Raw genomic sequence first — 12,702 nt, 5'->3', positions numbered from 1 at the left:
CCCGGACGCGACTGCCCTACCGTGACCCCGGCCGCCGCCGGCCCCGGCGCCCCGAGGCAACCCGTTCGGCATCGACAGTGCGGGCCAGTTCGTCCGGAACATGACCGGCGATCGCACGGCGCGAACCGATCACCAACTTCTGCCGGATACTCGCGACCTGCGCGTCCACGGTGCGCACCGAACTTCCCCGCCGCTCGGCGATCGCGCTGTTCGTCCAGCCCGCGGCGGCCAGCACCGCAACCGCACGTTCGGCCGGTGACAACACATCCCAGCGCTCGGCACCCGGAACAGCGGGTACAACAACCGGGTCCCGGATGATCGGCCAGCTGCGCTGCAGATACTGCTGGACCATTACGCTACCCGGCCGGTACTGCCTACCGCGGTGTTCGGCCGCCGCCACCTCGGCGGACCCGATGATCGCCGTCGCGACCGCCGTCGCCCGGCGCACACCCCGCACCATCATCGGAACTCGTTCGACATCGACCCCCATCGACCGGTGACAGGCCCGGAAAACCCCGGTCAGCCAGGCCAACTCGCCGGCCCGTGCGTGGACCGCGGCCGATGCCCCCACCGCCGCGGGATCGCCGGACAACACGTGGGTGAGCACAATCATGCAGACCGCGACGGACCATGAGGCCTTCCATGTATCCCCGACGGCGAACCGCCCGGACACCACCGAATACGCCGGTCCCAGCGCCGCCGCCGGCTCGGCGGACCGTGCCAGCGCCAGCGCGCGCGCCACCTGGGCCCAGTGCACCGAGAGCGACGATTCTGCGGCCACCGAACGGTCCAGGTGCACGCGGGTGATCGCGTCGGCCTGCGCCGGCTCACCCAGCATTGCCGCAGCCAGCGCGGTGAAAACTGCGGCACGTTCGATTCCTATCCGATCCCCCCGCTCGGTGAACTTACGGTTCGCCCGGTCCAGCACCATCACAGCGAGAGGATCCAGCTGGAACAGCATGAGTTCCAGGCCACGGACCCATTCCACCGAAGGCGGCAACCCGATATCGGTTTCCGGATTCCGCCGCCATGAATCGTTCCCGGCCCGCTTGGGCAGGCACCCGGCCACGCAGTCGTTCAGCAGCCGTCTTGCACGCTCAGTGTCGCCCTCCCACAGGCTGAACCAACCCAGCAGAGCGGTGGCACGGACCCGGTGCGGACTGTCGGCCCGGTCCCGCGTGACCTCGAGCGCCGCGGCGGTCAGCCGGGCCAGCGAACAACTACCGCCGTTCACGAACGGCACCCAGACCGATAACAGCACCGAGGCCGTTTCCAGTCCGATCAATGCCTCGCCCGGCTCGGCCAGCCCGGTTTCGATTCCGATGAGAATATCGTCCCACGAGGTGCGCGCCCAGGTCAGCCACGTTTCTTCCGCGGGTCCGTGCCAGCGTGAACGAGCCTCGGCCACCCGATCCCGGTAGTACCGCCGGTGCCTGCCGGCCAGCCGGGCGGATTCCGCCGGATCGCGCCGCAGCCGGTCGCCGGCGAACAGGCGCACACTTTCCACCAGATACCAGCGCACGCTGTTCTCGGTGCGGAAGGTGCAGACAAGTGAGCGTTCGGCCAGCCGCTCCAGCAGAGCGGCCACCCGTTCGGGCGGTAGCAGGTCGTCGGCGCCGACCGCGACGACCGCATCCAGATCGACACCGTTGCGCTGCGGTTCCACCCCATCGGTTTCGTATCCGGCCGCGAACACCGACATCCGGCACAGCAGAAGTTGTTCGTCGGCGCAGCACAAATCGAACGACCAGGCGATCACATCGGATATACCGCGGTGGCGGCGCTCGCTGCCGGAGCGGATGCTCTGCGACCAGCGCATCCGCTGATCGTCGGCGCCGCCGGTGAGTTCGGCCAGCACCATGGCCGGCGGCTGGTGCCACAGCCGCGCCGCGGCCAGCCGGATGAGCAGCGGAGAATGCTCGACCCGGCGGCAGATGCGGCGCACGATCGCGAGTTGGCCGGGTTCGTCGGCAACCGGACGGCCGGTGAGTTCGGCACGCTGCCGGAACAGTTCCAGAGATTGCGCCGGAGACAGCGGCCCCACTGCGACGAGGTATTCGTCGGCCCAGCCGATGGGTTCGCGACTGGTGGCCAGAATCGTCAGGTCCGACGTCCCCGAGAGCAGGTCGAGTACCACACGGCCCACCGCCGCCAGCACGTGTTCACAGTTGTCCAGGACCAGGATGGCGTCTTCGGACCGCGCCCCGGGGTGGCCGGGCGCTCCGAGATCGAATGAGCACGGATCGCTGATATCGGTGCGCACCACAGACCGCAGCACGTTCTCGGCCGAATCACCGCAGTCGCGGTCGAGTTCGGCCAGCCGGGCCCAGTAGACGGGCCGACCCGGATCGGTCCGCCGCAGCGCCTCGGCGGCCAGCCGGGTCTTACCGATGCCCCCCGGGCCGACGAGCGTGATCAGCCGCGCGGTGGGCGATACCAGCAGGTCGTGCAGGCGTGCGAGTTCCCGTTCCCGACCGAAGAATTCGGTCGCCGATGCGGCGGGTACCGCACCATCTGGGTAGATCACCACCATAGACACGTAAATTAGTGCACGCGGAGGTCGGCCGTGTGGAGAACCCGTTCGTTTATGGTTACCCGAGGTTGCGCACAGGTATAACGCTCAGCACAGCACCCGTTCCGGATGCCGGTAGTGCATCTGCACCACCGCACTGTCGAAGGTCAGCACGTCCACCAGGCGCAGTCCGGTGGCGTCGACCGCTGAACGGAACAGCGGCACCCCGTCACCGAGCAGAATCGGATGGACGAACAGGCGGTATTCGTCTACCAGATCGTGTTCGATGAACGCGGCGGCGGTTTCGGCACCGCCGAGCAGGACCATGTTCTGGCCCGCGTCCTTACGGCGTCGCACCTCGGCGACAACGCCGGCTCCGAGGACCTCGGTATTCCAGGCCGGATCCCGTAGCGTCCGACTGATCACGAGTTTGGGAGCTGCCCGCCAGAACCGCGCGAATTCCACATAGAACGGTGAGACCGGAGTGAGGTCGGCGGTCGGCCAGAATGCCGCCATGATGTCGTAGGTCTTGCGCCCGTACAACAGGACGTCGGCCTGCCGGAGTTCACTCAGGTACTCGGTACAGAGTTCCTCGTCGACAACCGGCCAGTGGACTGCTTCGTCGGGCCCCTCGGCAAACCCGTCGACAGATATCTGCATCCACAGCGTCACGCTTCCCATGCCCATGCCTCATCTACCGCGTCGGTACCAGGCAGCAGATTGTGCCCGTACCGCGGGAACCGCGCATCGGTATGGGATGAAAACATACTTAGGTATACGGCCGAGGCACCCGAAGAGCCCCCGCCGAATGTATCGTCACCCGACGAAACACCGCGGCCGGATGTTTCCCAGCGCGGAGAAGACCACCGATGGCCCCAGGGTCAGTTCTCGGTCGGCAGTTCGGACAGCTCGCTGTCGCTTTCGATGTAGTGCGCGACGAACCGGTTGACCAGTTCCGCGGCCGCCTTTCCCGGTAGCGTCCGGGCCAGTTGCAGCTGCCCCGTCAGCTCGACCAGATCAGCATCGTCACGCTCCGATTCCCGGTACTTCTGCCAGGCGGTGCGCTGGAAGAGGTCGACGAAGCGGCGTGCCATCCGGTCACAATCGGCCCGCATCCGTTCCAGTTCACCCAGAACCTCCGCGTCGGGCACCCCTGCCGCCGCCAATTGCTCGGCCATCCGGATGAGCTGCCGGTCGGCGGGCCGATAGGTGGCGGCATCCACGGGCTCGTACAAGCCCATAGCCACGATCCGTGCCAGCCCGTTGGGTACCGAAGCGTACCGTTCCTGCAGCTCGGTCGCGGCAATGGTATCCACGGCCGAGGCAGGTTCCCCGGCCGATGCCTCGCCGGCTTCCGCACCGCCGAGCAGTGCGCCGACGCCCAGGATATCGCCGAGATCGTCACCGCGGTCCCACGCCTTGAGCAGTTCCTTGATGCCGTTGAGTTTGATGCCTCTGTCCAGCAACCTGCTGATCGTGCGCACCCGATTGAGGTGTTCGGGACTGTAGAAGCCTGTCCGCCCCTTGACCTGCGGCGGGGGAAGAACCCCCCGTTCGTGATAAACCCGCAGGCTGCGCACGGTCGTACCGGCAGCGCGCGCCAGTTCATCGATCGTGTACTCCACACCAGCAGCCATACAACAAGGAAACCACATCGAAACGGTAACGAGCCGCGCTGGACACGACGGAAACGTCCGCTTCAACCCGCGTTGGTCAAGGATTCGTCAATTCGTCGCCCTCCGACCAGCGGCACGTTGGGTATGGGTACGTCGTTCATCTTCCGACATGCCGCCCCAAACTCCGTACGGTTCCCCCACTGCCAGCGCGTAACTACGACAACTGTCCAGCACCGGACAGGCGTCGCAGATCTGCTTCGCCCGGCGCACCCGAGCGGCGCGAGCCCGGCCACGTTCGCCCTCCGGATGGAAGAACACCGTCGATTCCAGACCGCGGCAGGACCCGAGCAGCTGCCAGTCCCATACCTCGGCGGCCGGGCGCCGATACGGGATCACGGTGGCCATATACAACTCCTTACCCGCCATTTTGTAGGCAGCCTAATTACTCCCCAACTCTGGGAATCGGCTTTCCGAGGGGGTGGACCGACTTCCCGGCAGTGGCGAATCCGGTTTCCACCCGCCCCGGCGAAACAGTCTTATTCTGCGGATATGAGTGAGCTACCGGGGGCACGGATATCCGTCGGGGAGCGCGAGCGCGCCTTGCGAGAGCTCGCCGAACATCTGGGCGCGGGCCGGTTGACACTCGGCGACTACGAGGACCGGGCCGACACGGCAACGGCCGCGACCACCACGGCGGAGCTGGCGAGCCTGTTCACCGATCTCCCGGCCGCCCCGGCACCGTCGGCCCCCCCGCCGCCCGCCGATCCCGCTATGGGTTTCGCGATCATGGCCGGCTGCGCAGCCGCGTTCGCCTTCGTACTCGCCCTCGCCTTCGGCGGGTGGCTGTGGCTGTTGCTGCTGGTCGTTCTCCTGGTCTCGGCGCCGCTGCTGCCCACCGCGCTGCGCCGGCGCCGCGCGCCGGGACGCCCCTGAGCAGCTCACCACCGGGTATGCGGCCGGACACTGTTGGCCAGGTCCACCAGGCGGTACCGGTGCAGCCGTTCAGGGGCACTGCGAGCCAGTGCCCGCAGCCGCGACTCCAGGCCACCGCGCAAACCGGCCACAGTGAGTGGATACCCGAGCAAGGCGGTGTCGGCAGTGGCGGGCCGCATCCGTGAACGCAGCCATTCCAATGCCGCCCCCACCACCACGACCTGCAACTGCAACGCGCGCGGTTCGCCGGCGACCTCCAACCGGGAGGCGGCCTCGAGCAGGTCGATTTCGCTGATCTCGATATGCGGCCGGGAGACCAGCAACAGACTGCCGGTCATCCGAGCGGTGCGGTAGTGACGTGAGGTGTCGGGCACCTCGTCGAGCACCTGCACCGCCCGCAGCGGTTCACCGTCGGCTGCCAGCCGCCGAGCCAGACCGAATGCCGCGCTGACCACGCCGTGGTTGGTCTGCCAGACCAGGCGGTAGAACTCGGCGGCGGCGCGGTGCCAGCGATCCGTGTCGCCGAGGTCGCCGGCCGTAGCGGGTGTTTCGGATTGCAGCACCAACTCCGCGGTCGCGGCCAGCGCCAGCGCGGGCGCGATCTCACCGGGGAGCATGGTGTACACCTCGTCGAAGTGCAGGTAGGCACGCTGATACTGACCCTCCAGCAGGGCCGCGACCCCACTGAACCATTCCACCCGCCAGTCGGTGACCGCCCGCGGGCGCAGCACCTCCAGCAGAGCCATCGCCGAGGTCAGATCTCCCAGGTCGATATGGGCGCGGATCGCGGTCAGCGCTCCCTCTACCTCGAAGGTCTCCGGGGCATCGATGGTGCCGGCCGCAATACGTTCGGCGGTCTGGCGCAACGAGTCCAGCGTGCGGCGCGCGTCTCCGTGGAGCAGCGGTGCGAGCAGTTCCACACTGGGATCGTCGGCATCGATCAGCGGAATCGGCAATGCCGCCACGACCGACGCGGTATCGAGTACAGAGCTGCGATACGCGCCGTCGACCATCCCGTCGGTCTGACCGATCAGCGTATCGATCCCGAAGTCACCCCGCAGCGAACCGAACTCGGCGGAGGCCTGCGGATGCTCGCGGCCGGTGTCTGCGGCCAGCACCATCCGCAACACCCCGGCCAGCTGGCAGTACATGGCGTAGGTGGACGGAAAGCGCCGGCTCGGATCGGCATGGGTCGCCCGGACCAGCAGTCGATGCAGGCACGGATACTTCCGCAGCAGCGGGTACCCCTCCGGCGTAGGGATATCCGCGCAGTAATTTCCCTGGGCATCCTTGCGCAGGTCGAGGATGAGCGCCGCCAGCGTGCGCCCGGCGGCGTAGATATCCGAGGCAACCGTCGGGCCGGTTTCGATGATCTCCGGCGCCTGATAACCGGGCGTGCCGTAGATACTGCCGTAGGACTCCATGGCCGCCACGGCGCCGAGATCGATGAGTTTGACCTCGTCGTCGGTGACCATGATGTTGTCCGGCTTCAGGTCGTTGTAGGCCAGGCCGAACGAGTGCAGGTAGTCGAGTGCGGGCAGCACCTCCATCGTGTACGCCAGGGTCTCGGCCACCGGAAGACGGTCCGGACCGGCCAGATCCAGCATCTTCTTCAACGACCGCCCGCCGACGTACTCCATGACGATATAGCCATCGGCCTGCTCCCGGTGGGAGCGATGCTTGACGAAGTTGTAGATCTTGACCACGCCGGGATGGGTGATCTCGGAGAGGAACTGACGTTCGGCCAGCGCCACCACGTGAGCTTCGAAGTCTTGCGGATTCTGCAGCCCCTTGAGCACGACCCAGCGATCACTGACGTTCGTATCGACCGCCAGGTAGATCCAGCCGAGGCCACCGTGGGCCAGGCACCCCTTGACCACGTACTGCTCGGCGACCACCTCACCGGCCGACAGAGCGGGCAGAAAATTATAGTCGGAACCGCATTTCGAGCACTCCCCCGCGACCGGGGCGGGACCGTCCGGCCCGGATCGCCCGTTGGGTGCCTGGCATTTCCAGCAGAAGCGTTTGCTCTCGGGAACCACCGGGTCCGCCAGGACCGCGGTGGCGGGGTCCACCGGATCCACCCGTGGCAAAGCGACCAGTCCGGCGCCCAGCCTGCGCACACTCGGCCGGGAGCGGGCATTGCGGCCGGAGGGAGATTCGTCCTCGAACCCGGCGAACGGGTCGAAATCGACGTCGGGATCCTCGCCCTCCTCCCGCAGCAGGGCGTCGAGATCGTCGTCGTCCTCCAGCAACAGGGACTCGAGATCGTCGTCATCCGGGTCGCCGAGACTGTTGAGTCGAGCGATATCGTCACCGGTGAGCGCGGCAATGGCACGGTCGAAATCGGAAAGCCCGGACAGAGCACCGGACTCACTCGCCTGCTGTCCGGCGGAATCGCCGCTGTCGGTTTCGATCCCGCGGTCCGGCGCGGCGGCACCACCGGAGGACGATTCGATTTCTTCACCGGCGCCCGCCCCGGAACCTGCCTGCGGAGGCGCCCCGATCACCGGGGCCGAGCCCACGGTCACCGGAACGAATACCCCGGCCCCACTCGGCGGCACCGCGGCATCGGTGGGGCTGCGCGGAGCACTCGCACCGGATTCGGCGAGCAGTTCCTCGGCGGCGCGCGTGAGATCCGATTCCGTGGCCGGCCCCCGGTGCACATTTCCGCTGCTGGTGGTACGCCGGGTCGACCAGGTGTGCGCCGCCCGCCGCGGCATCGCCGCGCCGCGAACCCGCCGGGGCGACCAGGGTGGCGACAGCGGCGGTTCGGACGGGCTGGAATGCTCTGGCATGCACGACCTCTCAAACCCACAGGGTGAACCGAGAGTCCATTGTGATCCCGCCCCCAGAGCGCCGACGCACCGGCGTTCCCTTTCCTGGGAATGCGCACTTCCCCGGACACGCTGTGTCCGGGGAAGTGCGCATTGTGCGGTTGCGATCTACTTCTGGTCGTCCGGCTCGTCCAGGACACGGACCGTGGGGGCCGATTCCGTGGACTTGGCGAGCGAAGGAGCCGGCTCCGGGCGCTGTGCGATGAGTTCGTTCACCCCTTTGCGGGCCACGAACCAGCCACCGACCAGGGCCGGAACACCGATCACCACCATCGCGATCACGGCGGCCCGCTGTTCGATTTCATCGCTGAACAGCATCAGCAGAACTACGGCGGCAAGGAAGATCATGGTCGCGTAGTTGGTGTACGGCGCACCGGGCAACCGGAACTTCGGCCGGGTCACCTTGCCTTCCTGGGACCAGCGGTACAGCTTCTGCTGGCAGAGCAGGATCGCTGCCCACGAGAAGATGGTGCCCAGCGCGGAGACGTTCAGCACGATCTCGAATGCCTGCTCGGGGACCAACGCGTTCAGTCCCACACCGACCAGCGCGATGGCACCGGTCGCGAGGATCCCGACGTAGGGCACACCACTCTTGGACATCCGGCCCGCCACCTTCGGCGCACTACCGTTCATCGACATCGAGCGCAGGATGCGACCTGTCGAGTACAACCCGGCATTGAGGCTGGAGAAGGCGGCTGTCAGCACCACCAGGTTCATCATCGAACCGGCGCCGTCGATGCCGATCTTGGAGAAGAACGTGACGAACGGGCTCTCACCGGCGGTGAATACCGTGTAGGGCAGCAGCAGTGCGAGCAGAATCAGCGAGCCGACGTAGAACAGCGCGATCCGGGCGATCACCGAGTTGATGGCGCGCGGCATGATCTTCTCGGGGTTCTCCGTTTCACCGGCCGCGGTGCCCACGAGCTCTACCGCGGCGTAGGCGAAGACCACACCGGTGGTGACGACGATCAGGGGCAGGAAGCCGGTCGGGAACCAACCGCCGTTGTCGTTGATGATGCTGAGCCCGGTGGCCTGCCCATCGATCTCGAAGCGTCCGGCCAGGAAGATCGTGCCCAGAATCAGGAAGCCCACCAGTGCGACGACCTTGATCAGTGCCGCCCAGAACTCCAGTTCACCGAACCATTTCACCGAGATCATATTGATCGCGACGACGATGGCCAGGGCGATCAGCGCAATGCTCCACTGCGGTATCGCCTCGAATGCGCCCCAGAAGTGGACGTAGGTGGCGATCGCGGTGATATCCACGATGCCGGTCATGCACCAGTGGAAGAAGTACATCCAGCCGACCGAGAAAGCCAGCTTCTCCCCGTGGAACTCGCGAGCGTAGGAAACGAACGAGCCCGAGGTCGGGCGGTGCAGGACCAGTTCGCCCAGGGCGCGCAGAATGAAGAATACGAAGATCCCGCAGACGGCGAATACCAGGAACAGCCCTGGCCCGGCCTCGCGGAGACGGCCTGCGGCACCGAGGAACAGCCCGGTGCCGATGGCGCCACCGATGGCGATCATCTGGAGCTGCCGCGGGCGCAGCGCCTTGTGGTAGCCCGCGTCTTCGGCGTGCAGGCCCTCCGCCGGCGCCTCCTGTCCGCGAGGCTCTTGCACTGTTGTCATCGTCTTGCCTTTCGAGTGGCGCAGATCATGTCTGCGAGCAATGTACCGCTAGTTAGCGGCACGATCAATAGGTAGCCGACAGTTATATTTCCCAGGGAATCCGGCACTTTCGTGCATAAACAGGTTTAGGCGCAGGTCGGCCACATGATTGATCGAGCCGCTGAACGGCGTTACGCTGGGTAAGTCAGATACAGAGGAGCGCCCGATGGCCTGGTTCGAACGCGAGTTCATCGCCGTCCCGGAGACCGGCAAGAAACAACTCGTCTACAAGTGGCCGGATATGAACATCCGGCGCTACTCCCGCGCCATAGTCAACGCCGACCAGACGGCACTGTTCGTGAAGTCCGGCCACGTCCTGGGCGCGCTGGGGCCGGGCAGGCACCGGGTGGACGCCGACGAGCTCCCCGTTCTCGGCGCCCTGGTGGACACCCTGTCCGGCGGCAACTACTACCGGGCCGAGCTCTATTTCGTCTCGACCCGCGAGTTCGCCGGAATCAAGTTCGGTGGCCGGCTGGCCGATATCGCCGATCCGGTCAGCGAGCAGATCGTCACCCTGCGGGTATTCGGGGAATTCGCGCTGACGGTCCGCGACGCCCAGCAACTGATCACCTCGCTGGCAGGCAGCACCGATCTGCACGATCCGGCCGGAATCGAGTCGTGGAGCGCCGATCTGCTACTCAAGTCCATGAAGGTCGCGGTGACACGAGAAGTCTCCCGCGGCGAATGGCCCGTACTCGGCCTGTCGGGCGAACTACCCGCAATCGAGCGCGCCGTTCTGGAGCAGACCAACACCGCGCTCTACGAGTACGGTCTGCGGGTCCCCCGGCTCGGAAACTTCGACATCACGCTGGCCCCCGAGGACGCAGACCGGCTCAAAAGACTGGCGAAGGATGTCACCTATATCCGCCTGGCCGGCGATTTCCGGCAGTACGCGGCCGGCGAGATGGCGTTGGGCGCCGGCCACGGCTTGGCCACCGGACACGGCCACGAGGGGGGAATCCTCGGCGCGGCCCTGGGGATCAACGCTCTGCAACAATCGAGTCCGCCGGCACCCGGGGCCGGTCCGGCCGCACCGGCGTCACCCTGGCAACACCGAACGTCCCCGGAGCGGGCCCCGCAGTCGAGCTTGCCACCGGGTGCCGGGTCCACGGAGCTGCCGGCCGGGTCACCCCCATCGAGTGCCGCCGCACCTGTGTGCACCGGATGCAACACGGTGAACCCGGAGGGCGCCAACTTCTGTGTGAACTGTGGAATGCGGCTCGCCCCCAACCGGATACCGGATTGCCGGGGGTGCGGGGCCCGGCTCCTCGCGACCGCGAAATTCTGCGGCTCGTGTGGAAGCCCTGCACTGCCCGGCTGATCCGTGCCGACCCGCTGAGACGCGACCCGCACGCCTGTCCCCTGCTTTCCGTCCGCGGAGCGCGCGGCCGTGCCGCAGCGCTGCGAGTCCGGAAAGCAGGGGTTGTGTTCTCAGACGACGGTTGCCGACTCCGAGGTTCCCGCCAGACTGCGGACCTGACGGGCCGCCACCGAAAGAGTGGCCAAGTCGTGGCGGGTGACCCCGAAGATCTCGGTCAGCGTCCCGCGGGCCCGCGCCAGGCGCGACCGGTTCGTCTGCTCCCAATAGTCCAGCTTCTCCGAGACCGGGTCTTCGGGGGCGGTAGCAGAGGCGATATCGAGCGTCAGCAGGCGCAGCGATTCGTAGAGATCGTCACGTAACGCCAGCCGGGCCAGACCGGCCCAGCGCCGGTCGTAGTCGAGGTCGCCCACCGCGCCGATCAGCCGGGTGATCTCCAGGTGGGCGTTGAGCGCGAAATACAACTCGGCCACCTCGTGCGCGTCGCGTTCGGCGATATCGGCGATATCCAGCACATCCAGCAGCGGGAACAGCTGAATGAGGTGATAGACCTCGGTGGCCAGGCCGATCGGCGCACCGTCGTCCGCCGCGGTTGCTGCCTGCGCCGCGACTCGTTCGGACAGAGGCGTGGGCAGCCAGGCCGGGACCTGCTTCGCCAGTGCCCTGACACCGTCACGGTAGCGCGCGATATCGGCACTGATAGCGATCGGTTGCGGCCGATTCAGCAACAACCAGCGCGCGCCTCGTTCCAGGACCCGGTTGGTTTCCTGCTCCAGGCGGTCCCGCACCGCTGTCGGCATGGGGGTCGTCCGGATCCGCTGCCACAGATCCCGCAGCCGGAAGATGTCCACCGCGGCGGTGAACGCCCGCACGGCATCATCGGTCGTGGCACCGATCTCCTCGGCCAGCCGGAACGCGAAGGTCGCGCTGCCGAAATCGACCATCTCGTTGACCACGACGGTTGCGACGATCTCGCGGCGCAGAGGGTGGTTGGCGATGGCAGCGGCGAAGCGGTCGCGTAGCGGGGTCGGGAAGTACTGCGGCAGGACAGCGGTGAAGGTCGGGCTGTCGGGCAGATCCCCGGCCAGCAGATCGGCTTTCAACGCGAGCTTGACATGGGCGATGGCGGTGGCCAGTTCCGGTGAAGTGAGCCCGGCCCCGGCTGCGATGCGCCGTTCCATCTCGGCGTCCGACGGCAGCGCCTCCAGCCGGCGGTCCACACCGCGACGGGTTTCCAGTTCGGTGAGCAACCGCCGGTGAACGGCACCGCGCCGGTCGGCGACCGATCGGGAGAGACCGATCCGGAAGTTCTGCGAGATATTGTCCCGCAGGACGAGTTCGGCGACCTCGTCGGTCATATCCACGAGCAATGGATTGCGGTCGGCGATATCCAGTTCCCCCGCCGAAACCACGGCATCGAGCAGTACCTTGATGTTCACCTCGTGGTCGGAACAATCGACTCCGGCGGAATTGTCCAGTGCATCGGTGTTCATCTTGCCGCCGCCACGGCAGAATTCGATCCGCCCCAATGCAGTGGCGCCCAGGTTTCCACCCTCCCCGATCACTTTGACGCGCAACCTGTCGGCATTCACGCGGACAGAGTCGTTGGATTTATCACCGACATCGGCGTTGGTTTCGGTGCTCGCCTTGATATAGGTGCCGATACCGCCGTTCCACAGCAGATCCACCGGCGCCTCGAGAATCGCGCGGATCATTTCCGGCGGCGACAGCCGGGTGGTGGATTGTGGAAGCCCCAGGGCCGCACGAACCTGTGCTGTCACCGGAATTGCCTTGGCGGTGCGGTCGTAGACGCCGCCA

9 protein-coding genes are annotated in these 12,702 nt (G+C 66.7%); 2 read left to right on the top strand and 7 right to left on the bottom strand.

Annotated elements, in window-relative coordinates:
- Positions 1-16: 16 nt before the first annotated feature.
- The 4 genes from NS6_RS24965 to NS6_RS34225 form a co-directional block, all read right to left on the bottom strand.
- Entirely contained in the window at positions 17-2,527 is a 2,511-nt protein-coding gene (locus NS6_RS24965) for an ATP-binding protein (protein ID WP_168443466.1), read from the bottom strand.
- A gap of 93 nt (positions 2,528-2,620) precedes the next feature.
- Positions 2,621-3,193, bottom strand: coding sequence for a dihydrofolate reductase family protein (locus NS6_RS24960; protein WP_068046237.1), 573 nt, complete (start codon positions 3,191-3,193; stop codon positions 2,621-2,623).
- Between the two features lie 200 nt (positions 3,194-3,393).
- Complete coding sequence (locus NS6_RS24955) at positions 3,394-4,149, bottom strand: MerR family transcriptional regulator (protein WP_068046234.1); 756 nt, start codon at positions 4,147-4,149, stop codon at positions 3,394-3,396.
- Between the two features lie 87 nt (positions 4,150-4,236).
- Positions 4,237-4,533, bottom strand: a complete 297-nt coding sequence (locus NS6_RS34225; RefSeq protein WP_084471390.1) for a WhiB family transcriptional regulator — start codon at positions 4,531-4,533, stop codon at positions 4,237-4,239.
- A gap of 144 nt (positions 4,534-4,677) precedes the next feature.
- Here NS6_RS34225 and NS6_RS35255 point away from each other — a divergent pair, with 144 nt between their 5' ends.
- Positions 4,678-5,061 (top strand): DUF1707 SHOCT-like domain-containing protein, encoded by a 384-nt coding sequence (locus tag NS6_RS35255; RefSeq protein WP_068046231.1) that lies wholly within the window; start codon positions 4,678-4,680, stop codon positions 5,059-5,061.
- 5 nt (positions 5,062-5,066) lie between these two features.
- Here the strand turns inward: NS6_RS35255 and NS6_RS24945 are convergent, their stop codons facing one another.
- Both NS6_RS24945 and NS6_RS24940 read right to left on the bottom strand, forming a co-directional pair.
- Positions 5,067-7,859 (bottom strand): serine/threonine-protein kinase, encoded by a 2,793-nt coding sequence (locus tag NS6_RS24945; RefSeq protein WP_245669498.1) that lies wholly within the window; start codon positions 7,857-7,859, stop codon positions 5,067-5,069.
- A 147-nt stretch (positions 7,860-8,006) separates the two neighbouring features.
- Complete coding sequence (locus NS6_RS24940; RefSeq protein WP_068046228.1) at positions 8,007-9,527, bottom strand: amino acid permease; 1,521 nt, start codon at positions 9,525-9,527, stop codon at positions 8,007-8,009.
- A 205-nt stretch (positions 9,528-9,732) separates the two neighbouring features.
- On the opposite strand from NS6_RS24940, the gene NS6_RS24935 reads away from it, so the two are divergent.
- A complete protein-coding gene (locus NS6_RS24935) occupies positions 9,733-10,887 on the top strand; it encodes an SPFH domain-containing protein (RefSeq protein ID WP_068046226.1) in 1,155 nt (384 codons plus the stop codon).
- 110 nt (positions 10,888-10,997) lie between these two features.
- Here NS6_RS24935 and NS6_RS24930 read toward each other — a convergent pair.
- A partial coding sequence (locus NS6_RS24930; RefSeq protein WP_174552631.1) for an NAD-glutamate dehydrogenase domain-containing protein occupies positions 10,998-12,702 on the bottom strand: 1,705 nt, incomplete at its 5' end.

Source organism: Nocardia speluncae NBRC 108251 (genome assembly GCF_001613245.1).
Lineage (GTDB): Bacteria > Actinomycetota > Actinomycetes > Mycobacteriales > Mycobacteriaceae > Nocardia > Nocardia speluncae.
Note: the sequence above shows the minus strand (reverse complement) of the source record. Positions and strands in the feature narration are given on the sequence as shown.